21 protein-coding genes are annotated in these 23,851 nt (G+C 37.1%); 10 read left to right on the plus strand and 11 right to left on the minus strand.

What is annotated here, in order from left to right:
* Nucleotides 1-8: 8 nt before the first annotated feature.
* Nucleotides 9-1,664, plus strand: coding sequence for a gliding motility-associated ABC transporter substrate-binding protein GldG (gene gldG, locus NBC122_RS13045; protein ID WP_133440797.1), 1,656 nt, complete (start codon nt 9-11; stop codon nt 1,662-1,664).
* Between the two features lie 126 nt (nt 1,665-1,790).
* On the opposite strand, the gene NBC122_RS13050 is transcribed toward gldG, so the two are convergent.
* Nucleotides 1,791-2,219: a DUF4268 domain-containing protein gene (locus NBC122_RS13050; protein WP_133440798.1), complete on the minus strand. Its 429-nt coding sequence runs from the start codon at nt 2,217-2,219 to the stop codon at nt 1,791-1,793.
* A 314-nt stretch (nt 2,220-2,533) separates the two neighbouring features.
* Between NBC122_RS13050 and NBC122_RS13055 the strand changes: the two genes are divergently transcribed.
* The 7 genes from NBC122_RS13055 (at nt 2,534) to NBC122_RS13085 (ending at nt 8,176) form a co-directional block, all read left to right on the plus strand.
* Nucleotides 2,534-2,941, plus strand: coding sequence for an RrF2 family transcriptional regulator (locus NBC122_RS13055; RefSeq protein ID WP_133440799.1), 408 nt, complete (start codon nt 2,534-2,536; stop codon nt 2,939-2,941).
* Nucleotides 2,942-3,018: 77 nt separating this feature from the next.
* Nucleotides 3,019-3,726: a phosphoadenylyl-sulfate reductase gene (locus tag NBC122_RS13060; RefSeq protein ID WP_221343579.1), complete on the plus strand. Its 708-nt coding sequence runs from the start codon at nt 3,019-3,021 to the stop codon at nt 3,724-3,726.
* A 15-nt stretch (nt 3,727-3,741) separates the two neighbouring features.
* Nucleotides 3,742-4,653: a sulfate adenylyltransferase subunit CysD gene (cysD, locus tag NBC122_RS13065; RefSeq protein ID WP_133440800.1), complete on the plus strand. Its 912-nt coding sequence runs from the start codon at nt 3,742-3,744 to the stop codon at nt 4,651-4,653.
* 76 nt (nt 4,654-4,729) lie between these two features.
* Nucleotides 4,730-5,971, plus strand: coding sequence for a sulfate adenylyltransferase subunit 1 (locus NBC122_RS13070; protein WP_133440801.1), 1,242 nt, complete (start codon nt 4,730-4,732; stop codon nt 5,969-5,971).
* A 27-nt stretch (nt 5,972-5,998) separates the two neighbouring features.
* A complete protein-coding gene (locus tag NBC122_RS13075; protein ID WP_133440802.1) occupies nt 5,999-7,495 on the plus strand; it encodes a TSUP family transporter in 1,497 nt (498 codons plus the stop codon).
* Between the two features lie 251 nt (nt 7,496-7,746).
* Complete coding sequence (locus NBC122_RS13080; protein WP_133440803.1) at nt 7,747-7,983, plus strand: addiction module protein; 237 nt, start codon at nt 7,747-7,749, stop codon at nt 7,981-7,983.
* Nucleotides 7,973-8,176, plus strand: coding sequence for a type II toxin-antitoxin system RelE/ParE family toxin (locus NBC122_RS13085; RefSeq protein WP_246012377.1), 204 nt, complete (start codon nt 7,973-7,975; stop codon nt 8,174-8,176). The genes NBC122_RS13080 and NBC122_RS13085 overlap by 11 nt, the downstream gene beginning before the upstream one ends.
* A gap of 198 nt (nt 8,177-8,374) precedes the next feature.
* Here the strand turns inward: NBC122_RS13085 and NBC122_RS13090 are convergent, their stop codons facing one another.
* The 6 genes from NBC122_RS13090 to NBC122_RS13115 all read right to left on the minus strand — a co-directional run bounded on the left by NBC122_RS13090 (nt 8,375) and on the right by NBC122_RS13115 (nt 17,625).
* A complete protein-coding gene (locus tag NBC122_RS13090; protein ID WP_133440804.1) occupies nt 8,375-8,818 on the minus strand; it encodes a toxin-antitoxin system YwqK family antitoxin in 444 nt (147 codons plus the stop codon).
* A gap of 4 nt (nt 8,819-8,822) precedes the next feature.
* Nucleotides 8,823-10,016 carry a glycine C-acetyltransferase gene (kbl, locus tag NBC122_RS13095; protein ID WP_133440805.1) on the minus strand — a complete coding sequence of 398 codons (1,194 nt, stop codon included), beginning with the start codon at nt 10,014-10,016 and terminating at the stop codon, nt 8,823-8,825.
* Between the two features lie 97 nt (nt 10,017-10,113).
* Nucleotides 10,114-12,018, minus strand: coding sequence for a M1 family aminopeptidase (locus tag NBC122_RS13100; protein WP_246012378.1), 1,905 nt, complete (start codon nt 12,016-12,018; stop codon nt 10,114-10,116).
* Between the two features lie 107 nt (nt 12,019-12,125).
* Nucleotides 12,126-13,577: a D-alanyl-D-alanine carboxypeptidase/D-alanyl-D-alanine endopeptidase gene (gene dacB / locus NBC122_RS13105; protein WP_133440807.1), complete on the minus strand. Its 1,452-nt coding sequence runs from the start codon at nt 13,575-13,577 to the stop codon at nt 12,126-12,128.
* 152 nt (nt 13,578-13,729) lie between these two features.
* Nucleotides 13,730-16,183, minus strand: a complete 2,454-nt coding sequence (gene priA, locus NBC122_RS13110; RefSeq protein ID WP_165983244.1) for a replication restart helicase PriA — start codon at nt 16,181-16,183, stop codon at nt 13,730-13,732.
* A gap of 272 nt (nt 16,184-16,455) precedes the next feature.
* The gene (locus NBC122_RS13115; RefSeq protein WP_133441130.1) at nt 16,456-17,625 is read right to left on the minus strand and encodes a proline dehydrogenase family protein; all 1,170 of its coding nucleotides are present in this window, start codon (nt 17,623-17,625) and stop codon (nt 16,456-16,458) included.
* Between the two features lie 91 nt (nt 17,626-17,716).
* Here NBC122_RS13115 and aroB point away from each other — a divergent pair, with 91 nt between their 5' ends.
* Both aroB and NBC122_RS13125 read left to right on the plus strand, forming a co-directional pair.
* Entirely contained in the window at nt 17,717-18,757 is a 1,041-nt protein-coding gene (gene aroB / locus NBC122_RS13120; protein ID WP_133440809.1) for a 3-dehydroquinate synthase, read from the plus strand.
* Nucleotides 18,758-19,052: 295 nt separating this feature from the next.
* A complete protein-coding gene (locus tag NBC122_RS13125; RefSeq protein WP_133440810.1) occupies nt 19,053-19,658 on the plus strand; it encodes a porin family protein in 606 nt (201 codons plus the stop codon).
* A 56-nt stretch (nt 19,659-19,714) separates the two neighbouring features.
* On the opposite strand, the gene purF is transcribed toward NBC122_RS13125, so the two are convergent.
* From purF to NBC122_RS13145, 4 genes are all read right to left on the minus strand, one after another.
* Complete coding sequence (gene purF / locus NBC122_RS13130) at nt 19,715-21,205, minus strand: amidophosphoribosyltransferase (RefSeq protein ID WP_133440811.1); 1,491 nt, start codon at nt 21,203-21,205, stop codon at nt 19,715-19,717.
* Nucleotides 21,206-21,284: 79 nt separating this feature from the next.
* Nucleotides 21,285-22,004, minus strand: a complete 720-nt coding sequence (gene purC / locus NBC122_RS13135; RefSeq protein WP_133440812.1) for a phosphoribosylaminoimidazolesuccinocarboxamide synthase — start codon at nt 22,002-22,004, stop codon at nt 21,285-21,287.
* A 214-nt stretch (nt 22,005-22,218) separates the two neighbouring features.
* A complete protein-coding gene (locus tag NBC122_RS13140; RefSeq protein ID WP_133440813.1) occupies nt 22,219-22,920 on the minus strand; it encodes a DUF3307 domain-containing protein in 702 nt (233 codons plus the stop codon).
* Entirely contained in the window at nt 22,921-23,526 is a 606-nt protein-coding gene (locus NBC122_RS13145; protein ID WP_133440814.1) for a SatD family protein, read from the minus strand.
* Nucleotides 23,527-23,851: the final 325 nt, after the last annotated feature.

Here is a 23,851-nt window from a genome sequence, read left to right on the forward strand (position 1 = left end):
TTTTAAAAATGAACAAAAAAAACCTCCTCTACAGTATAATTGCTCTGTTTTTATTAATGGGAACTTTCGGGATTTTTTCGAAACGTTTCGATTTAACCCAGGAGAAAAGATACACGCTTTCTGCTTCTACCATTAAAGTTTTGAAGTCTGTTGCCAAACCTTTGACATTTGAAGTCTATCTGGAAGGTGATTTTCCGGCGAGTTTCCGTCAGTTACAGAACGAAACAAAATTCATTCTGGAAGAATTCCGAAAAGTGAATCCAAAAATAGATTACCGGTTCATCGATCCCATTAAGACGAAAATGTCGAAAGATACTTTGGCAGCCATGGGAATGCAACCTTCCATCTTACCGGATATGAAAGAAGGCAGGATTTCTGAAATTGTCATGTTTCCCTATGCGGTCCTTAAATATGATTCGCACGGAACCTCAATTCCGTTAATCGTGAATTTAACCGGAATTGATGCTTCAGAACAGTTGAGTAAATCGATTGAAAACCTGGAATATAATTTTGTTTCGAATATTAAAAACATCACTCAGGATCATAAAAAAAACATTGGTATTCTCATCAATCAGGATGAACTTCGTCCTGAAGAATTCCGTGGGTTTATGGAAATGGCTTTGGAAAATTATAATGCCGGACCGATTATTCCAAAAAATCAAATGGAATTGACTTACGCTGATGTTCCGCAACTTCAGCACATGGATGCTTTGGTCATCGCAAAACCAAGAAAAGCTTTTACCGAAAATGAAAAGGTAATTCTGGATCAATACATCATGAACGGTGGAAAAACCCTCTGGATGATCGATGCCGTGAATGCTGAAATGGACACCCTTTTTCACGCCAAAAAAATCATGGCTTATCCCATGGATGTCAACTTAACCGATTTCTTTTTTAATTATGGAATTCGGCTTAATGCAGGTTTGGTAAAGGATATGAAAAAATCTGCACTTTTGCGGGTTCAATCTGGTGAAGTTGCCGGGAATCCACAATACAGCAGTTTTCTGTGGCCTTACTTTCCTTTAGGAATTGCAGAAAATAAAAACCCGGTTACCAAAAATATCAATCCTGTTAAATTTGAATTTCCGACTTCGATTGATACCTTAGGACGCAAAAATATTAAGACAAAAGTTTTGTTTGAATCAAGCGAAAGAACGAATATCAAACAGGTTCCCAATTATGTGGCGCTTGCAGAAATCGTCCGGACCGATTCCCTGAGCGAAGTTGATAAAACAGCTCAACCCAAAATATATGCGGTTAGTTTAGAAGGTAAATTCAGTTCCGCTTATGCAACACGAAGCGAAAGAAAAATTTATCCTAATTTCAAAGCACAAAGTCCGGAAAACAAGATGATTATTATTGCCGACGGTGATGTTGGAAGAAATCAAATCTACAAAGGAAAACCGCTCCCACTGGGTGAAGATTTACTCACCAAACAATCGTATGGCAACGAACAGTTTCTGAGAAATGCCCTCGATTTCCTTTTAGACGATTCTAATTTAATGGAATTAAGAAACAGAAACATCGAAGCAAGATTACTCGACCGGCAAAGAATTGACGAAGAAAAAACCGACTGGCAATGGTTCAATTTATTGCTTCCATTGGCAATTATTGGATTGTTGGGCGGATTCTTTTACTGGTGGAGAAAAAGAAAATTTGGATAAATAAAAACCTTCAAGAATAAATATTGAAGGTTTTTGGCTAAAATATACCGCAAATTACAGATGACGCCGTCTTTAACAACTTCTTAAAACCAAGAAGTCATTTAAAATTAGTAATTCTTGGCAACCTTAAATATCTTTAATAAAATCCTCATATTCATAAAACACCCGCTCGAATCCATCCATTTTTTCGACAAAAAACTCGAAAATCTCCTGCCAGGTATTTTTATTATAAATCGAAACATTTTCTTTGGTGATCCAAAACCGGGAAATCACTTTTCCGTTTTCCAAAGTGTAAAATTCATCTTTTTGAACTGAACCTAATTCCTCTTCCAGAATAGATTCCAGTGACCACATTTTTTCGAAATAAGCATTGCGAAAGAGTTCGTCGTTTATTTCTATATCCAGTGAAACTTCGGCTTTCTTTGGATCAGCATTAAATTTAAAGGCGAAATCTTTAATTTTGGTATTATACAAAATCCACTTTCTGGGAAAACTTTTCCCAAAGGCGATCCAGAATTCTTTTCTAAGTTGCTGTGCTTCTTCTTTACTAAACATTGAAATAATTTAAGAACTGCGAAACTAATCAAAATATCATATTGTATCGAGTTACAGTGTATTATTTTTTTTGGAGCGTACCAATTACACGGATTTACAAAGATTTTTCTGTTTAAAAAATATTTCAGTTCAGTTTTGCCGGCAAATTATTCGTGCATTCGTGGCCGAAAAGTTTCCTAATATTTGACAATATATTGTAAGAATTTAGACGACTGATTGTAAGTCTTTTATCTTTCATCTATATTCTTCGATCTACTTATATTTGATCTGTTCCTCTTTAAGGCTTCTAAAAACTTTTTACTTATTTTTGCGTTATGCTTTCCAAAAAATCACAGTACGCGCTAAGAGCCCTTTCCTACCTCGTCGGCAAAAACGATGAAGGTCCGGTCTTGATTTCAGATATTGCCACCGCGAAAAAAATCCCGTTAAAATTTCTGGAAAACATTCTGCTGGAGCTGAAAAAAGCCGATATCCTTGACAGTAAAAAAGGAAAAGGCGGCGGTTATTTTTTTAGTGCAAATCCGGCTGAAATATCGCTTGCGACGGTAATCCGGTTGGTTAACGGTCCGATCTCGATGATTCCGTGTGTGAGCATTCATTTTCATGAACAGTGTCTTAACTGCAATCAGGAACACTGCGGTTTGCACGATGTTTTGATCGAAGTCCGCGACGCTTCTCTGGCTATTTTAGAAAAGAAAACACTGCTGGATATCGTGGATTAAAGCTTTAGCTTTTTATTTGCCTTATTAGTCCACTAATTTGGTGGAATAATAAATTTGTCGCAAATTTGTTGACATTAATGAATGAAATAATGTTTACAGCAGAAGAAATTCAACATTTAGAAGCGCTAGATCTCCAACAAAGTCTTTTCAAACTGTGCGAAATTATTCCAGACGGAATCATCTTTTCAACTTCTTTAGGGCAGGAAGATCAGATCATTACCGATGTCATTTTTAAAAATAAATTACCGGTTAAGGTTTTCACGCTGGATACAGGAAGATTATTTTATGAACATTATGACCTTCTTTCCAACAACAATTCCAAATACAAAATCAAAACGGAAGTCTATTTTCCCGAAGCCACTGATGTTGAAAATTATGTGAACGAGAAAGGAATTAACGGCTTTTTTCATTCTGTAGAAAACAGAAAAGAATGCTGCTACATCCGAAAAGTAAAACCGCTGAACCGTGCGCTGGAAGGCGCCAAAGTATGGATTACCGGTCTTAGAAGCGAACAGTCTGAAAACCGACAAACTTTAAAAATGCTGGATTGGGACGAATCCCGACAACTCTATAAATTCAATCCTCTTCTTCACTGGAATTATGATGCTGTTTTAAAATATATCGAAGACCATCAAATTATGGATTTACCGCTTCATAAAAAAGGCTTCGTCAGCGTGGGCTGCAAACCGTGTACGCGGGCAATCGAGCCGGGTGAAAATCCGCGTGCCGGAAGATGGTGGTGGGAAGAATCTCAGAAAGAATGCGGTCTGCATTCAGAAAAATAAAAATTGTAAAATACGATGAAGGCAAAATATCAATTAAATGATTTGGAGCAGTTAGAAGCAGAAAGCATTTACATCATGCGGGAAGTTGCGGCCCAATTTGAAAAACCCGCTTTATTATTCAGCGGTGGAAAAGATTCGATTACGTTGGTTCATTTGGCAATGAAAGCTTTTGCTCCGATGAAAATCCCTTTTCCTTTGGTTCATATCGATACGGGACATAACTTCCCTGAAGCACTGGCTTACCGAGATTTTTTAGCCAAAGAAATCGGTGCCGAATTGATTGTCAGGAAAGTGGAAGATACCATTCACAAACAGAAACTGACGGAACCTAAAGGAAAATTTGCTTCCAGAAACTGGCTGCAAACCCATACTTTACTGGAAACCATTGAAGAATTTCAATTTGATGCCTGCATTGGTGGCGCACGACGCGATGAAGAAAAAGCCCGAGCCAAAGAACGGTTTTTCTCTGTTCGTGATGATTTCGGACAATGGGATCCCAAACTGCAAAGACCCGAATTATGGAAAATCTACAACGGACGAATTCATAAAGGCGAAAATGTGCGGGTCTTCCCAATTTCGAACTGGACCGAACTCGATGTCTGGAATTATATTAAAAAAGAAAAGATTCAACTTCCTTCTATTTACTTTTCCCACGAAAGAGAAGTTTTGGAATATGAAGGTCAGTTAATTGCAGTTTCCGATTTTATTCAAATTGATGAAGATGATGTTATTTCTACAAAAACGGTTCGATACAGAACTGTTGGTGATATGACCTGTACGGCAGCCGTAGAAAGCAATGCTTCTACTTTGGATGAAGTGGTTCAGGAAATTACCGCGTCAAGAATTTCGGAAAGAGGCGAAACCAGAATCGATGATAAAGTCACCGAAGCCGCCATGGAAGACCGGAAAAAAGGAGGATACTTTTAATAAACAATGAGTAATAGGCAATAAGCAATGTATTTATTACTGATTACCAATTGCTTAGTACTGATAAAAACAAAACATGGATATATTAAGATTAATGACCGCCGGAAGCGTTGATGATGGCAAAAGTACCTTAATTGGCCGACTTTTATACGACAGCAAAAGTATTCTCGTGGATCAGCTGGAAGCACTGGAAAAACAGTCAAAAAATAAAAATTCCGATGGAATCGATTTGGCAATTCTTACCGACGGTTTGCGGGCCGAACGGGAACAGGGAATCACCATCGACGTGGCGTACCGCTATTTCTCGACGCCGAACAGAAAATTCATTATTGCTGATGCTCCGGGACACGTTCAATACACTCGAAATATGATTACCGGCGCGTCGAATTCCGATTTGATGATTATTTTAATTGATGCAAGACAAGGCGTGATCGAGCAAACCAGAAGACACAGTATCATCGCTTCTTTGTTGCAAATCAAACACATTGTAATCGCAGTGAATAAAATGGATCTGGTGGATTATTCGGAAGAAGTTTTTGAAAATATTAAAACCGGTTACATTGAAATTGCCCAGAAACTCAACCTCATCAATATTCAGTTCTTTCCTATTTCGGCTTTAGATGGCGACAATATTGTGGATCGCTCCAGCAAAATGACTTGGTTTAAGGAAAATTCGCTGTTAGAATATCTGGAACAGGTAGAAATTAACAAAGAAATTAATCTGAAAGATACCCGGTTTCAAGTTCAGTTTGTCATTCGTCCGCAAACCGATGAACTCCACGATTACCGGGGTTACGCGGGAGAAGTCGTTAGCGGAATTTATAAAAAAGGAGACCGCATAAAAATCCTGCCGCAAAATATAGAAACCACCATTTCTAAAGTGGAAACCGGCGGAAAAGAAGTGGATGAAGTTTTTGCACCACAACCTGCGGTGATCCATATCGAAGATGATATTGATATTTCGCGGGGCGATTATTTTGTTCATACCGATCAGATTCCCACTGTTGACAATGAATTTCAGGCTTTGGTTTGCTGGATGGATCATAAAGAATTGGTTCCGGGGAATAAATATTTTCTTCAGCACCGAAGCAAACTGGTCAAAGCGATCGTTAAAGAAATCGACTATCAATTAGACGTTAATACTTTAGAAAAAACACCAGTCAACGATTCGGTAAAACTCAATGAAGTGGTTCGGGTGACCATCAAAACAGCAAGTCCATTGGTTTTTGATTCTTTTGAAAAAAACAAAGGAACCGGAAGTGCCATTTTGATCGACGAAACCAGCAATGCAACCGTAGGAGGCGTAATGATTCTGTAACCCGTGAGCGAAGTTCAACCCAATAATATGAATCCTCTGTTTCTGAATCTGGAACGGATTCCGGTGTTATTGGTGGGACACGACGATTTAATTTTTCGGGCTGTAAAGCAGATTTGCCGAAATGCTGCTCATTGTAAAATCAAAATTTATGATGAAGAAATGTCAGAGGAAATCATCAGATTTTCGGCGGAAAAATCCAATATCAAACTTTTTTATCAAAAAATTAAAGAAGAGGATTTAGAGAACTTTGGATTATTAATAATTTCGACCGAAGATCACGAATACGAAGAACAACTTATTCATCTTTCTCAAAATAAAAACATTTTAATTGATGTCATCGGCAAACCAAAAATCAGTGATTTTTCGTTGGTTTCCGTTATTAAAAAGGAGAACATAAAACTCGGAATTTCTTCAAATGATTATTCGCCGGAAGTTCAAAAAAGAATCAATAAAATTATCGAACACAGCATTCCTTCCGATATCGAAGAGTTTATCGGTAAACTGAAATTCGCCCACAAGCACCCTTTAATGAACCGAGAAGAAGAACTGAAAACACTCGACAATATTACCGCGGAATATCTGGATCAAAAACAAAAACATCCTCTTGCTGATTCTGAATTTGAAAATTTAGAAAAAATAACGAAAGCGGTTCGGCGCCGTGCCAATATTTATCTGGGAATCATCGGCGTGATGGTTTTAATTGGAGTTTTGTCTTATATTCTTGTCGAATTCCAATTGTTTCCGGACATCAATGAATTCCTGAATCGCGACAACCATATTTTCTATAAAATGCTGGCGGTCGGTTTTGTAGCAGAATTGGTGGTAGGAAGTACCGGAATGGGTTATGGGATTATCTGTACCACGATTCTTTTGATGCTCAATATTGCGCCACCGATCATCAGTGCGAGTATTCACTCTGCCGAAACATTTACCTCAGCCGCGGGAAGCATCAGTCATTACCGATTGAAAAACGTAAACATGAAACTGGTAAAAGCATTGGCTATTCCGGCAATTATCGGGGCAATTATTGGAGCGTTATCGCTAACTTATTTTGGGGAACATTATGCCCACATTGTAAAACCGTTGATTTCCTGCTATACTTTATATCTTGGAATTAATATCTTGCGAAATGCCTTCAAAAAAAACAAAAAAAACACTCAAAAATCCGGTCGAAATATCAGCATTTTAGGATTGACCGGTGGATTTATCGATTCTTTTACGGGCGGTGGTTGGGGACCAATGGTTACGGGAAGTTTACTAAAAGACGGACGAACTCCAAGATATGTGATTGGAAGTTCTACCCTATCGAAATTCATTCTAACGATTACCAGTGCGATTACCTTCGTAGTGACCATCGGAATTCAGCATTGGAATATTGTACTCGGATTATTGATTGGCGGAATTGTTACCGCGCCATTTGCTGCTTTGTTAACGAGCAGAATTCCCATTAAAAAAATGTTCGTGGTGATTGGGATTCTTATTATTGTTTTGAGTTTAATTTCGATTGTAAAATCACTTTTTTAAATATTACTTCGGAAGACATTCATTATTTAGTACCCGTCACACAACGCGTTATCAAACTGAAATCAGACCAGGGCGCAAATCTTATTTTGTAGAATACACGCAGATACCACTGGGAAAACACCAAAAAACAAGAATTGACACATTGCAAAAATCAATTTATCAGTTCCATCCGATAAAATAAATAACTTTCCCAAAGAGAAACCTAAACTAAATATTTTATAACTTTGAACATAATAAATATGATTAAAGTAATGGACACTACAATAGATATCCGAAAAAAAATCCACGAATTTATCGATCATGCAGACGAAAGAATACTCCGTATTTTTCACGCAATTATTACTATGGAAGAAGTTGAAGAACACGTATTGAGTGCAGAATACAAAGAAATTTTGGATGAACGCCTGAAAGAACACCACGAAAATCCAACTTCGGGAAAACCTTGGGAAAAAGTAAAACAGGAACTGAAAAAAGAATATGGAATATGATCTGATTATAAAGCCAAAAGCCCAGAATGATATAAAAAAAGCACTTGATTGGTATAAAGCAGAAGGCGGAAATTTACCGGAAAAATTGCTTGATAAAATCGATGAAAGCTTAGAGAAAATACAGCAAAACCCGGAACATTATCAGAAAAGATATCACGAAATAAGAATCATTTTTACAAAGAAATTTTCTTAAGGAATTTATTACACCGTTGAAGAAAATACAATTTATATCCACGCAATTTTACACACGAAACAAAATCCAAAAACAGCTGAAAAGCGTGTAAAATAAAAAGTCTACCGCCTGAATTTTCCAATAACATTCTGCCTCCGCCTCTAAAAAAAGACTTTAGGCAGCAAGAAAAAAGCGGGCTAAGCCCGCCCGCTGTATTTATCATTTTATTTTAGTCAATGCAATGCTGTCGGTTTTATTTCCTTTATCATACTTTTTAATGTAAATCAATTTTCCTTTTTCATTATAGTATTTCCAGTCGCCATGATAGTACCAGTGTATAAAATTATCGGCAACTTCGGTAGTAGATTGTCCTTTGATCTTGATTTTTCCGTTTGGATAAAAAAATTGTGTCTTAATTTTATCTTTGCGGTAAACCTCCTTCTGATCTATTTTATCATCAATAAAAGTACGCCAGATACCAACCTTGTCTCCCTTTCTGTATTTTCCTTTTGAAACAAAATCTCCCTGTTCGGTAGAATTGGTTTCTACCCATTTGCCATTTCTTTTCTGAATCTTAGCTTCCTTTATATATTGATTACTTTTACCCGGAACGCAGGATACCAGAGAAACCGTAATTAATAAAAGAAAATAATTGATTTTCATAGCATCAGATCACTCCCAAATCTTTTCCTACCTTTTCAAAAGCTGCAATCGCTTTGTCTAAGTGTTCTCTGGTATGGGAAGCAGAAAGTTGCACACGGATTCTCGCTTTTCCTTTTGGTACCACGGGATAGAAAAATCCGATGACATAAATTCCTTCATCCATTAATTTTTCGGCCATTTTTTGGGCCAAAGGGGCATCGTACAGCATCACCGGGACAATCGCCGCATCACCGTTGGGAATATCAAAACCTTTGGTTTTCATTTCTTTTCTGAAATATTCGGCATTTTCCATTACCTGATCTCTCAACGAAGTGTCGTCGGAAATCATATCCAAAACTTTAATCGCAGCACCAACGATTCCCGGAGCCAAAGAATTTGAGAACAAATAAGGTCTTGAACGCTGTCTCAGCATATCGATAATTTCTTTTTTACCGGAAGTAAATCCTCCAAGCGCGCCGCCTAAAGCTTTTCCTAAAGTTGAAGTAATGATGTCAACTCTTCCCATCACTTCATTGGCTTCGTGCGTTCCACGTCCAGTTTTACCGATGAATCCGGTGGCGTGTGAATCGTCAACCATTACCAAAGCATCGTATTTATCTGCCAAATCACATACTCCCTTTAAATCGGCCACAATTCCGTCCATTGAGAAAACACCATCGGTCACGATGATTTTGAAACGGTGATTCTTTTTGGAAGCCTCAATTAACTGCTCTTCCAAATCGGCCATATTGTTATTTTTGTAACGGTATCTCGCTGCTTTACAAAGTCGAACACCATCTATAATTGAAGCGTGATTCAGTTCATCAGAAATAATGGCATCCTGATCGGTAAACAAAGGTTCGAAAACGCCGCCGTTGGCATCAAAACACGCTGCATATAAAATGGTATCTTCCAATCCCAAAAACGCTGAAATCTTTGCTTCCAATTCTTTATGAATATCCTGAGTTCCACAGATGAAACGCACCGAAGACATTCCGTAGCCGTGACTTTCGATCATATCCTGGGAAGCTTTCATCACTTCTTTATTGTTTGACAATCCCAAATAGTTATTGGCACAGAAATTCAGGAGTGTTTTCCCGTTGGCTTCAATCACCGCAGATTGCTGTGAGGTTATGATCCTTTCGGTTTTAAACAAGCCGTCATTTTTAATATTTTGAAGTTCGTTCTGTAAATTTTCCAGATAATTTTTAGAAATCATATTTAATTATTTTGAAATGCTAAAATACGAAAAAAAGCCCTCCTGCGAGTGCTTTTATCATTTTGTTATTAATAACATAAAGTTAAATGGACCTTGATTATTCTTTAATAAATTTCAAATTCTTTTCAGCAATTTTTAAAAGATAAACTCCTTTCGGAAGGGCGTTTACACCAATTGATTTTTTTGAACTAAGTATTCCTGATTTCACCCATTTCCCATCGAGGCTGAAAATTTCATACGATTCATCTTTGGTAATTCCCGCTACTGAAAGTTGGTCTTTCGCCGGATTTGGATAAATTCTGATTTCATTTATGGCCGTATCATTTATGGAAAGAATCGAAGTATCTTTTGTTACTGTGGAACCTTTGGTAATAATCTGATTTTCATAATTAAATTGTACTGAAGCCACATTGAAAGTAAGCGCTTCTGCAAAACTTTGATTATTTGAATCGTTATTTAAAACCAAATAAGCAATTTCCCCACCAGTTCCGGTCACTTTAATCGGCAAAGGCATTTCAAAGAAACTGCCCGACGAATGACTTTGCGTCTGGCCCACTTTAAAACGAATGATTTTATCCGCAGTTTGATTCCATTTTATTTGATAGGAAGGATATCCCTGGCCGTAAATCCAGTCGTTGAAAAATTCGGAAAAATCTTTTCCGGTAGATTGTAATAATGAATTCTTTAAATCATCTGTTCTCACATAATTATAGGCGAGATTTGGACGGGAATGATACTCTTTTAAAGCTTGATAAAAAGCGGAATCACCTAGAATCCACTTCATCATTCTTAAAACATATCCGCCTTTTGAATAACTCAACCGACTGTCAAAAACTGCGTTGGTATTTCCTAAATTACCGTCAGCAACATAAACACTTCCGCCTGATGACTGGGTAATATAATCCATTTGCGACTGCAAATAATTCATAAATTCAGTGTTAGTCATTAATAATTTTTCGTTGGCGAGATGTTCACCGTAAGTCGCAAAACCTTCATTAAGCCAGATATCGTTCCAGGCGCCGCAAGTTACTTTATCTCCAAACCATTGGTGGGCTAATTCATGAGCGATAATTCCCTTGCCGAAAGATCCCATTGACGACATGGTAGAATGCTCCATTCCGCCTCCCCAGCCGAATTGCATGTGCCCGTATTTCTCATTCCTGTAAGGATAAGGTCCAAAAAATTCTTCGAACGTATTCATGATATTTTTGGTCCAGTTGATATTGGCCATTGCGGTGTTATTATTCGCTGTAGAAGGATAAACGTAATTCACAAACGGGAAAGGCGGTATTCCCATCGTATCATTTATCTTGGTATAATTCGTAATTCCCAAAGCAACTAAATACGCCGGAATCGGATAATTCGTTTGCCAGAAAGTTAGTTTTTTATTACCGGCTACCATTGTTTCGGAAAACAATTTACCATTCGAAGCGACATTATATTGCGCCGGAGTTGTAATTCTGATATCAACTTTCTCTATTTTATCATTCATACTCTGCTTAGTGGGAAACCATTCCTGTGCGCCGTAAGGCTCAGAAAGCGTGTAGAGCACCGGAGTTCCAGATTGCGTAGAAATTGTAAAAGCATCACCAGCACTTCCAATAGTATCTGGAGTGCCGGAATATTTAATCGATAAAGAATCTAAAGTAGCCGAGCTGAGTGCGGCTGGAAAATCGATTTTTACTTCCTTCGTTGGCAATTGAGTAAAGGCCAAGTTTGTACCGTGGTATTTCACTTCAGAAACCGTCAACACATTAGAAAAATCAAAATAAATACTGGTAATGTTTTGATTGGGAACAAAATGACTGGTCACCGTTCCACTTATAAAATATTGAGCAGGATCAAGATCCAAATCCAGTCTTTGATATTTCAAATCATAATTCAAAGTGTTTGGGTTCACGTTGTAATTAATCATTTTCGAATAGCGCTGCGTTTCATTTCGGATCATGCTTTTTCTTTCTGCCTCTTCGTTTTGCGCAAAAAGGTGTGCAAAACATAACATTAACGCAATTATATAAAATTGTTTCACTGATTAAATTATTTACCGATAAAGGTAAAAAAAACCTTTCAATAATTATTGAAAGGCTGCTATTTTAGTCAAATAAACAATCAGAGATTCAAAGTCGGCTCCAGGATTTGCTCCATTTTACTTTTAACCTGATCTACAGAACCTCCATAATTATTAATGAGCAGTGAAAACACCAGTGTTTTACCGGAATTTGTTTTCATATATCCGGCTAAGGTTTTTACTTTATTTAAAGTGCCTGTTTTGGCAAAGATCTGTCCGTTTCCGGTAGTGTTGAACATTCTTTTCAAAGTTCCCGTCTGTCCGCCGATTGGCAAGGTTTCCTGGAAGGTTTTGTAATATTTTTCGTTCATCAAATTCGCTAAAAACTTCACCTGAGAAATTGGAGTTACCACATTTGCTCTTGAAAGTCCGCTTCCATCGAAGTAATTTAAACCATCCGTTTCGAAACCGACTGATTTTAAATGGTTATTCACCACCATTCTTCCCGCTTCCAAAGTCTGATCACCCAGTTTCTGAAAACCCACCATTCTCAACGTTGCTTCTGCCAATGCATTATCGCTGTGCTGATTGGTATACATGATGATTTCTGCTAAAGTTGGCGATTGATAAGAAGTGATTACTTCCCGTTTCTCAGGATTTGGATCTGTACTTTTTGTGACCACTTTTCCCGCCACCGACAAGCCACTTTTCAGCATGGCTGCACGCAGGCTGTTCGCCAGATAAGCCGGAGCATCCGGTAATTTGGTCGTCAGATAGCCGCCATCAAATTTATCGGCATACACCATTTGACCGATGTATGGCGAGATATAATAATAGTTTTTGTTTTCTGAAAAAGGATTTGATTTTTTGGCAATCAGTTTTTCATTTTGGGGATTGATTTCGTGGGTCGTTCCAACGGGTAAATAATAATTTCCGTTTTCAAGCCAAACAATATTTTCCGGTAATGACTGGGATTTATTTAATTTAAAAACACCGGTCTGAATGATAATATCGCCATTGATTTTCTTAATTCCTTTTTCTCTGGCAGCCGAAATAAATTCAGAAATAATCTGACTATAGGAACTAGCGCCCGCTTTATTGGTTCCCAGCGAAGGATCGCCGCTTCCTACGATGTACAAATTACCTTTAAGAACTCCGTCTTCGATTTCACCGGAATATTCCAGCTGAGTGATCCACCTGAAGTTTTCACCCAAAAGATTCATCGCCGTTTCTGTGGTCAGCAATTTAGTAGTAGAAGCAGGAATCAGAGAAGCGTTCTCATTATAAGAACTGATAATTTTCTTTGTTTTGGGATCATACACTACAAAACCCCAGTTTGCGTTTCGCAAAACAGGATCATTCATCATCGAATTCAGCTTGATATCTACGAGTTCTTTTGCGCTGAGAAGTTTTTCAGCGGACTCTTTAGAAATATTCGAATTTTGACTGTCGTAAGATTGAGGATAATTGGTAGAAGCGAAGGTTCCCTGCCCAAATGCAAATGCAGAAACTGCGATTGCAGAAGAAACCAGAATTTTTTTGATGTTAATCATTTAATTTTATTATTTGATTATCTATGAATGCTTTTGCATGAAAGAATACGATTCTGCCGCAAAACATTTCTTTAACGTTCAAAAGTATAAAATATTGTTGAAGCACAGTGATTTAACGGTACTAAAAAGGTGGTAACTACTGTTAAACTTTGTTAAAAGTCAACAAAAATCACCTTTTTTATAGAATGGTAAGCGGAAATCTCATCAAACTCCGCCAAACTTTTGCTGACCAAATCTTTATACTCCGCATATTTTTTACCGCGCGGTAATTTTAGTAAAAGTTGGTATTGATACATTAAATTCAGTTTTCCAATGGGTGATTTTTCAGGACCCAGAATGCATTCTTCCGGTAAATATTTCCTGAGAATTGATCCTAAAAACTGAGAAGCACGATTGACCTTATCTTCACGGCGGTGCTTCAGTTCAATCATAATTAATTTGACGAAAGGCGGATACAGAAACTTCTTTCGCTCCGTCAACAAATGTTTATAAATATTGGGCGAATCGTGCTCTTTTAATAACTGAAAAATCGAATGTTGCGGATTATAGGTTTGAATTAAAACCTTACCGTTTCCTGAAAGCCGACCTGCTCTTCCCGAAACCTGAGTGATCAGCTGAAATGCCCTTTCTTCTGCGCGAAAATCCTGTACATATAATAAGGAGTCTGCTTTTGGGATTGCGACCAGTTCAATATTCTCAAAATCTAACCCTTTGGAAATCATCTGCGTACCGACAATAATATCCGTTTCGCCTTCTTCTATTTTTTCGTATAATTTCTCGTAAGCAAATTTCTTGCGCATGGAATCCACATCCATCCGATCAACTTCTGCGTCGGGAAAAATTTTCGAAACTTCTTCGTGAATCTGTTCTACCCCAACTCCTCTTACATTCAATTTCTCAGAATGGCATTTCGGACAGGCTTTCGGTTTCGCCGCTTTTTGCCCGCAATAATGACATTTCATTTCATTATTATATTTGTGATAGGTCATCACGACATCACAATTTGAACAGTAATTTACATAACCACAGGTTTCACATTCCACCACATTGGCGTAACCACGGCGATTGTGGAGAATCATGGTTTGCTTTTTATGATCGAGTTCTTTTCTTATTTCATCAATTAAATGAAGAGAAAAACTTCCGACTAATTTTTTAGTATCCTGCGCTTCTTTAAAATTAATCAGTTCAAATTCCGGAATTTTCACATTCCCAAAACGTTCGCCTAAATAAATATAAGTCAGTTTTTCTTTTTTTGCGGCGTAATACGATTCTACAGATGGCGTCGCAGAACCTAATATTACGTTGGCACTGTAAAATTTCGCTAAAACCTGAGCAGCATCTTTTGCATTAAAAAAAGGAGAAATTTCCCGTGGTTTATAACTCGAATCATGTTCTTCATCCACCACAATTAATCCTAAATTGTGATAAGGCAAAAACAGAGCATTCCTCGTTCCGATAAGGATTTTAATATCATTATTTTTAATTCTGCGCCATACTTCTACCTTTTCGAAATCGGTCAGTTTCTGATGGTAATACCCCAACTGCCTTCCATATTTCTTCTCTAAACGCTGAACAATCTGTTTGGTCAGAGAAATCTCTGGAAGCAGAAATAAAACGTTTTTCCCATCATCCACCGTTTCTTCAATTTTTTCTAAATAAACGTGGGTTTTCCCGGAGGAAGTAACGCCATGAAGCAAAACATTTTTTCCCTGTTCAAAGGCCTCATCAATTTCAGATTTTGCCTGAAGTTGAATATTACTCAGTTTTTCTAAATCTTCGGTTTCACCTTCGTAACTTTCCAGACGGTCTTTCTGTAGGTAATATTCCTGAACTAAATCTTTTTCAATCAACGATTTTAATTGAGCGTTGGCAAAGTTTCCTTCATGGAAAACTTCCGATTTTTTAATGGGTTTTTCAGGATGTTCTGTTTGTTTTTCTAAAATTAAAAGAAATAATTCCTGTTGTTTACCCGACCGTCTCAGTGATAAAAGAATTTCGGGAAGATTTGCATTTTTTACTGTTTCTTCATTAATCTTTAAATAAGCAACTTCTTTGGCTTTATATTTTTCCGCAATTTTCTCATCGATTTCGATATACTGTAAATCGATTAATGATTTAATGGTTTTTACAATATCCCTTTTGGGAATAAAAGCTTCAATTTCCGTCAAATTTATGAGTTGCCGAACTTCCAAAGCCTGAATAAGATACATTTCATTCACATCTAAATTCTCGAAATCAATGGTGACATTCGGTTTTAATTTCAGATACGTTTCACTTTCCAATTTTAAAGAACCCGGAAATGAAAAACGATAAATTTCGCCAAGATTACAGAGGTAATAACCCGATAGCCAATCCCAAAACTGGATTTGTTCTTTCGGTAAAATCGGGGAATCATCTAAAATATTGATAATTTCTTTGGGCACAAATGTTTCTGGTTCCTGATCATGAAGATCGAAAACAATCCCTGTATAGATTTTTTTTCCGCCAAAAGCAACCAAAACCCGCATTCCAATCTGAATGGAAGATACAAGTTCATCGGGAACTTTGTAAGTAAAAGTTCCTTTTAAATTTAAGGGAAGGATGACTTGGGCGAAAGTTGGTGTGATGATTTTGGTGAGGTGTTGATTTGGTGATGTGACGATGTAATAATTTTCCTACAATTCGATTTACAAATTTAGAAATAAATTTCGGCTAAAACCAATGGGTTTTATTTAATAAAAAAGGACCGGAATAAATTCCAATCCTTTTATTAGTAACGTTGACGCGGATTCCAACGTTTTTTTTGGAGTTGCATCGGAACGAATTCGAATTTTTTTTTCAGCTGCACCGGAATAAGTTACGACGCTGGAATATCGGCCGTTCCTACGGAACTCTGAATTTATTTTCCTTTTCTTCGGTCTAATTCTTTTTGAATCAAACCTAATTCTCTACCTGTTTGTCCGGCAACGGAAGTATTTTCCTGCGCTCTTCTCGTTAAATATGGAACCACATCTTTTACGGGTCCGTACGGAAGATATTTGCACACATTGTATTTTTCTGCACCTAAGTAATAGGTAATATTGTCACTCATTCCGTACAACTGTCCGAAATATATCTGTGGATGATCGTGAGGCAAGCCCATCGCTTTCATTTTATCCATCACGAGTTCTGTTGATTTCTCGTTGTGCGTTCCGAAAAACGCAGAAACTTTATTCAGATTATTTAAAACAAAATCGACCGCTGCATTATAATTTTCGTCAGAAGCCTGTTTGGTAGGCTGAATCGGATCAGGATATTTCATGGCTGCGGCACGTGCTCTTTCTTTCTCCATATAAGCGCCGCGTACAAATTTGTAGCCCAGGAAATAATTTTTCTCTTTGGCTCTTTCCAAATCTTTGGCCAGATATTCTAATCTTCCGGTTCGGTACATTTGAACGGTATTCCAGATAATGGCTTTTTCTTTATTGAATTTTTCCATCATTTCATTCACCAAAGCGTCGGTAGCATCCTGCATCCAGGTTTCTTCGGCATCGATCATCAATATTACATTTCTGTCAAAAGCCATTTGACAGACTTCGTCATATCTTTTGACGACTCTCGCCCACTCTTCTTTTTGTGAAGTCGTTAATTCTACTTTTTTCCCTACTTCTTCGTAAATTTCAATGCGGCCAAAACCTGTTGGTTTAAAAACCACGAACGGAATCGCTGGGTTTCCTTCAGCAAATTTGATATTCTGCTTGATTTCGGTACATGTATCATTAAAAACTTTTTCTTCTGCTTTTCCTTCAATGGCATAATCAAAAATACTTCCCACATGATGCTTAAACATCTGCTTCACTACTTTCATGCTTTCTTCGTGGGTTTCGCCACCACAAAACTGCTCGAACAAAGTCTGCTTCACAATATCGGTTACGAACGGAAAATTATTCTTGACTGTAAAATTCAGCGCAGAAATTCCAATATTTGTAATTACCGGTTGTTCAATGGCCTTGAACATCCAATACGCTTTTTTCAGCTGAGAATCTGTTTTGTCTGCAAACGCAATTTGGGTATTGTTGAAAATGCTCATCATATTTTTTTAAATTAGAGCAAATTTAATAATACTGAATGGATTGATAAAACTAAATTAAAGTTTAATTTTGTGATAAATTTCAGTATCAATGATTTCAATTTTAGATCACGATTTCTCGCAACTCAACAATTTTCTCACTATCTTACAACCTACTCAACTTTTAATTTTAGTGGATGAAAATACCCACGAATATTGTCTCCCAACGCTTCTTGGCAATCTGGAAACCGAAATTCCTTTTGAAATCATTGAAATCGAAGCGGGTGAAGAACTGAAAACGTTGGAAACGGCAGCCCAGCTTTGGGAAATCTTGACCGAATTTGAAACCGACCGGAAAGCATTGATGATCAATTTGGGCGGCGGCGTAATCACCGATATGGGTGGATTTATCGCCTCAACTTACAAAAGAGGAATTCCCTTCATCAATATTCCGACGACGCTTTTAGGAATGTGCGATGCTTCAATTGGTGGAAAAACAGGAATTGACCACCAGTTCCTGAAAAACATTATCGGAACGTTCGCTCATCCGGAACATATTTTTGTCTTTCCGGAATTTCTGAACACCTTACCTTTTGAGCAACTGAGAAGCGGTTTTGCCGAAATGCTGAAACATGGATTGATTGCAGATCAAAATCATTGGAAAGATTTAATTTCGATTAAAGATCTAACGGCAGAAAATATATTTCCTTTCATTGAAAGGTCGATGAATATTAAGCAGAATGTAGTGGGACAGGATTTCAGGGAACAAAACATCCGGAAAACGCTGAATTTCGGTCATACCATAGGTCATGCGGTTGAAAGTTTATTTCTCTTAAAAGGAAAACCCATCACGCATGGTGAGGCCGTTGCAATGGGCATGATCTGCGAAACGAGAATTTCAAAACTTCAAGATTTAATTTCAGAGGAAACCGAAACTCAGATTATTTCTTCTCTAAGAAAGTTTTATCCTCATTTGGATATCACTGAATTTTCACCGGAAGAAATTTTAAATTTAATGAAAAATGACAAAAAGAATTCTTTTGGAAATATTAATTTTTCTTTAATTAAAAGAATCGGAAATGCAACTTTTGATTGTTCTATTCCTATCGAAAACATAAAAGAGGCTTTAATTTATTATCAAAAATTAGATTAATTAGTAAATTTCGCTAAATTAGATCCCTAACCTCAATGAGATTGGGGATCTTTTATTTTAATTTTAAACTGTTAATCAACAATCACTTACGATAAATACGATTTAAACCATCGTTTAATTTATATAAATTCATTCTGATTTTGGCACACCATTTGAAAGTACTGACTCGTAAAACAAAATTTAAAATGTAATGATAATCAGGATTTACTTATTTTAGAAATTAAAACATTAATTTTTTGAACAAAATAAAATCCTATTATCAAAAACGTAAAATTAATCAGAAAAATTTAACATTATGAAAAAGTTAGTATTAAGTGCAGCAATTGCAATAAGTTCATTGACATTCGCACAACAGTTTGGTATTAAAGCAGGCATGAACGTATCATCACTTTCTACTGAAGAAGGTTTAAGCGATCAAGGTTCTAAAATTGGATTCAATGCAGGGGTATTCATGAACGCTCCTTTAGCAGAAAACTTCAGTATTCAGCCAGAGCTTTTGTATTCACAAATGGGTGAAAAATACAATCAAACCATTTCAGGAACTACATACGCCAGATCAAAACATTTAGATTATGTTACTTTACCGGTAATGTTCCAGTACAATGCAACACCTTCGTTTTATTTAGAGGCAGGCCCGGAATTCGGTTTGTTGGTAAGTGCTAAAAACAAATTCACAAACGAATCAGCCAACACCACTATTGGGGAATCTGCAAACTACAAAGATGATTTGAATGCATTTAACTTCGGTGTAGGTCTTGGTGCAGGTTACTACTTCACTCCGAATGTAGGTTTAACTGCAAGATATGTCGCTGGTGTAACAGATATTGCAAAAGAAAGACCTAGTGGGTCAAGCGCAGTTAGAAACAACGTATTCCAAGTAGGTTTGGCTTATAAATTCTAAGAACACATTTTATACATATTATTAAGAAAGGTTGGGAAATAATTCCCAACCTTTTTTTATTCATCTTTAAAATCTGGATTTGGCCCTACCGGAACGGGATATTTTTCAGTGAAGCAACCAAAACAATGGTCGGAACTGCCGAGGATATCTTTGAGATTAGCCATGCTCAAAAATTCGAGGGAATCAACTCCCAGATATTTCCGTAATTCTTCTACACTCATATTGGCCGAAATCAAATCGTCTTTTGTTGGCGTATCTATTCCTAGATAGCACGGTGCAATAATCGGCGGCGAAACACTTCGGAAGTGAATTTCCCTTACACCCGCATCTTTCAGAATTTTTACCAACCGCTTGGAAGTCGTGCCGCGAACAATTGAATCATCGATGATAACTACCCTTTTTCCTTTAATTTCAGAAATAATAGGATTGAGTTTCAGGTTGACAATCCGCTCGCGCATTTCCTGAGTGGGAACAATAAAACTTCTGCCGATGTATCTGTTCTTAATCAAAACAGGACGGAACGGGATACCGGAAGCGATTGAAAAACCAATGGCCGCAGGAACTCCCGAATCCGGAACTCCGATGACGATATCTGCTTCTACAGGCGCCTGCTCCCAAATTTTCTTCCCTGATTTTTCCCTGATTTCATGAACATTAAGTCCTTCCATGATGGAATCCGGTCTGGCAAAATAAATATATTCGAAAGCACAGGTCCTTTTTTCACAGTTTTCTTTAACCATAAAACTTTGTAAACCGGTTTCATTTTCGTTGGTATAAATAATTTCTCCAGGCAAAATATCCCTGACATATTGCGCACCCACCGCATCTAAAGCTACGGATTCGGAAGCGACAACATACGTTTTCTCATCAATCGCTCCTAAAACCAACGGGCGGATTCCATGAAAATCACGGAATGCAAAGAATTTATTTCTGGTCATTCCGACGACGGAATATGCTCCTTCAATTTTTTCCATGGTAGTTTTGATGGCTGCACGCAGGCCTAAATCCAGGTGTTTCTGAATTAATCTCAGAATAACTTCAGAGTCTGAGGTGGCCCTGAATACAACTCCTTCTGCTTCCAGTTCTCTTTTTAATTCCGCAGCATTGGTTAAATTTCCGTTGTGTGCAATCGAAAGAATAATTTGATCATATTCGTTCTTGGCAAAAAATGGCTGGAAATTATATTTCTTTTTGTCGCCAGCCGTCGTATACCGTGTATGTCCGATGGCTGAATTGCCCATGAAGGTTTCCGGTTCCCGTATTTCTTTAAATACATCTAAAACCAGTCCTTCATCTTTAATATTAAAAATTTTTCCGCTTTTCATCACCGAAATACCGCAAGCTTCCTGACCACGATGCTGCAAAGCAAAAAGACCAAACTGCGAAAGCGAAAAGGTATCGACATTATGGTCGGAATACAATCCGAAAATACCGCATTCTTCAGCAGGTGCGTCAAACGGCTCATCTGTTTTGAGCAGATTTCTGCCGTACGTATTTTCCTTAAACTGATTTAAATAATCCTCTCTGTATTGTTGTAAATCTTTCATTTTATCCTCACCCCAACCCTCTCCGAAGAAGAGGAAGCTGGATTTATTAATAAAACACGACTTCGTGTTTCAATGATTTTTATTTGTTTAATACTTTTTTCAATCTTTCATAGATCTCCACATACGCTTCGGTTACTTCTCCCAAATCGCGTCTGAAACGGTCTTTGTCAAGTTTCTTCATCGTATCTTTATCCCAAAGCCTGCAGGTATCCGGTGAGATTTCGTCGGCTAAAATTATTTTGCCATGGGAATCTTTCCCCAGTTCAATTTTGAAATCTACCAGTATGATGTTCATCTGATCAAAAAGTTCAATCAGAATATCATTAATATCTGACGACAGTTCATACATTTCATCGAGTTCATCGTAAGTCGCAGCACCGAGGAAAACCGCGTGATGGTCGTTTATTAAAGGATCTCCAAGATCATCTCTTTTATAACAGATATCGAAAATGGTCACTGGGGATTTAATTCCTTCTTCCACGCCTAATCTCTGTGCCATACTTCCGGCAGAGTAATTGCGAACCACCATTTCCAGAGGAATGATGTGTACTTTCTTTACAAGCTGTTCTCTCTCGTCTAATTTTTTAATAAAGTGAGTCGGAATTCCTTTGTGGTTTAAATAATCGAAAATCAACGTGGTAATCGCGTTGTTCATTTCACCTTTTAAGTCCACACTCCCTTTTTTCTGTGCATTGAAAGCGGTTGCATCATCTTTGAAACGGACAATCACCTCGTTTGGATTATCGGTTTCGAAAACCTGCTTTGCCTTTCCTTCATAAAGCATTGCTCCTTTTGTCATTTTTTACTTTTTATTGATTTATTTTTTACTTTTTAGTCTTGAACAAAACCCTTCTTTTATTACCGCAAAAGCCACAAAAGAGATGTTTGAAAAAAAATTACAAAAGATTGCAAAATGTTAAACTTATATTTTGTCCGCTTTTGAACAACTTATAACCTTGAAATCTTTTGTTTCTTTTGCGGTTAAAAACCTCCTAATTAATATACCTTTTATTTTAAATTTTTATCAAAATTCCCGTAAGAACTGCGATGCCAAAACTCAGCAAAGTTCCTATTAATACATACTCTGTGAGTTTTCTCTGTTTTGCTTCGGCCAAATCACTGAACCTGAAAACCGACTTTGCGGCGATCATAAAACCTACGCCTTCCCAATGATTGACCAAAATGAATACGAAGACCAAAAGCCGCTCGAGAATACCAATATATTTTCCGGCATTGACCAGAGATTCTGTTTGTAATTTGCTGTGTTCTATGGTAACCGGCGTCCAAATTGATATGATTATTTTAATCAATATAGAAGATGGAACAGTGAGAAAAACCAAGGCGGTAAGCAATTTTAAAGTTTCGTGGTTGAAGAAATCTTCCCATCTGAAATAAGGAAAATAAAAAACCGACAGTATTCCGATGACTGAGAGATGGGCAGCCTGATCGATAAAAAACCAGGTTCTTTTGGTCTTCGCATTTTGAAACTGCAGTTTTGCCCAATCGATCAAAAAATGGGTAACGCCAATCATTACAGCAATCCACCAAAGATTCAAATCCCATAAAAAAATCAGGGCGAGAACTGCATGCAATAAAACATGGATATATAAATAAAAACTTCTACCCTTTTTTTTCTCTTTATCGGCCACCCAAAAATTAGGCTGAAGAATAAAATCTCCTAATAAATGGGCCAATATGAGAGGAATGAAAATCATTTATAATTCTGATATTTTCTTTCTGAAGAATTGATCGGTTTCCTGTAATAATTCGAAATTAGCTCTTTTAACCCTTTGACTTACTGATGACTGCGTGATATTTAATTCTCTTGCGAGCTCTTCCTGAGTCAACTCTGAATTTCGGAGAAGCTGATGAATAATCTCCGCAGTTGCTGCAGTCCAACTGTCAAAATCGAGGGAAGCCCATTTGAAAAGAATATTTAAATCGCGGTTTACTTTGTCATTTTCGGTTTGTATCGACAGTGTTTTTCCCTGAGATTTTATTTCAGTGAGTAATCTTCCCGAATTCACATAAGCCGAACCGTTTGATTCTGTAATTTTTTCAGACCGAAATACTTCGTTTCCGATGCCGATTGCCAGACGTACATCTAAATTTTCAAAAGTTCTGATAAGCGATTTCAACAGTAACGCCTTGCGAAATACTTCATCAACGCTGCATTTTAACTGAAATTCATCACCCCGGTATATTTCCCAGTTCTCAGGCGCCGCTGACCATGATTCCAACAACTCCTTCAGTTTTGGGAGCCACAACTCAGAATCGGACTTTTGAGAATTAATAATATCACCGGTAATAATTGCAATCATGATTCAAATATAAGCATTATTCCTTATAAATTCAAATTATAAGGCAAACACCTTATAATGTTTTGTTAAAACTGAGTTCAGAATATAAGCTAATTCACTAATATGTATTCAATATAAGCAAAATGACTTATAATTAAAAACTGCTTTTCTTAAATAATAATAATAATAATAGTTGAAGCTATTTCAAACCCTGCTCAATTTTTTTTAACCGCAAAAGATGCAAAAGTTTCATTTTAAAAACCAATTCAAAAGAATGCAAAATGCTTATGGATTACATTTTTTACTTTTCGCATTATTTTGAGAATCCATTTTTTGATTTCTCTTT

Origin of the sequence: Chryseobacterium salivictor (assembly GCF_004359195.1) — a bacterium.
Lineage (GTDB): Bacteria > Bacteroidota > Bacteroidia > Flavobacteriales > Weeksellaceae > Kaistella > Kaistella salivictor.

Coding starts and splice junctions, on each gene's coding strand:
- dacB (WP_133440807.1), bottom strand. CDS start 13,577: ATGATTAACATCAAAAAAATTCTGGTTTCTTCTGCAATCGCAGTTTCT.
- NBC122_RS13115 (WP_133441130.1), bottom strand. CDS start 17,625: ATGAGCATTTTCAACAATACCCAAATTGCGTTTGCAGACAAAACAGAT.
- purC (WP_133440812.1), bottom strand. CDS start 22,004: ATGACAAAAGGAGCAATGCTTTATGAAGGAAAGGCAAAGCAGGTTTTC.
- NBC122_RS13100 (WP_246012378.1), bottom strand. CDS start 12,018: ATGTTATGTTTTGCACACCTTTTTGCGCAAAACGAAGAGGCAGAAAGA.
- kbl (WP_133440805.1), bottom strand. CDS start 10,016: ATGATTTCTAAAAATTATCTGGAAAATTTACAGAACGAACTTCAAAAT.
- NBC122_RS13140 (WP_133440813.1), bottom strand. CDS start 22,920: ATGATTTTCATTCCTCTCATATTGGCCCATTTATTAGGAGATTTTATT.
- NBC122_RS13050 (WP_133440798.1), bottom strand. CDS start 2,219: ATGTTTAGTAAAGAAGAAGCACAGCAACTTAGAAAAGAATTCTGGATC.
- purF (WP_133440811.1), bottom strand. CDS start 21,205: ATGAAAGATTTACAACAATACAGAGAGGATTATTTAAATCAGTTTAAG.
- NBC122_RS13055 (WP_133440799.1), top strand. CDS start 2,534: ATGCTTTCCAAAAAATCACAGTACGCGCTAAGAGCCCTTTCCTACCTC.
- aroB (WP_133440809.1), top strand. CDS start 17,717: ATGATTTCAATTTTAGATCACGATTTCTCGCAACTCAACAATTTTCTC.
- NBC122_RS13075 (WP_133440802.1), top strand. CDS start 5,999: ATGAATCCTCTGTTTCTGAATCTGGAACGGATTCCGGTGTTATTGGTG.
- NBC122_RS13080 (WP_133440803.1), top strand. CDS start 7,747: ATGGACACTACAATAGATATCCGAAAAAAAATCCACGAATTTATCGAT.
- NBC122_RS13085 (WP_246012377.1), top strand. CDS start 7,973: ATGGAATATGATCTGATTATAAAGCCAAAAGCCCAGAATGATATAAAA.
- NBC122_RS13090 (WP_133440804.1), bottom strand. CDS start 8,818: ATGAAAATCAATTATTTTCTTTTATTAATTACGGTTTCTCTGGTATCC.
- gldG (WP_133440797.1), top strand. CDS start 9: ATGAACAAAAAAAACCTCCTCTACAGTATAATTGCTCTGTTTTTATTA.
- NBC122_RS13070 (WP_133440801.1), top strand. CDS start 4,730: ATGGATATATTAAGATTAATGACCGCCGGAAGCGTTGATGATGGCAAA.
- NBC122_RS13145 (WP_133440814.1), bottom strand. CDS start 23,526: ATGATTGCAATTATTACCGGTGATATTATTAATTCTCAAAAGTCCGAT.
- NBC122_RS13125 (WP_133440810.1), top strand. CDS start 19,053: ATGAAAAAGTTAGTATTAAGTGCAGCAATTGCAATAAGTTCATTGACA.
- cysD (WP_133440800.1), top strand. CDS start 3,742: ATGAAGGCAAAATATCAATTAAATGATTTGGAGCAGTTAGAAGCAGAA.
- NBC122_RS13060 (WP_221343579.1), top strand. CDS start 3,019: ATGAATGAAATAATGTTTACAGCAGAAGAAATTCAACATTTAGAAGCG.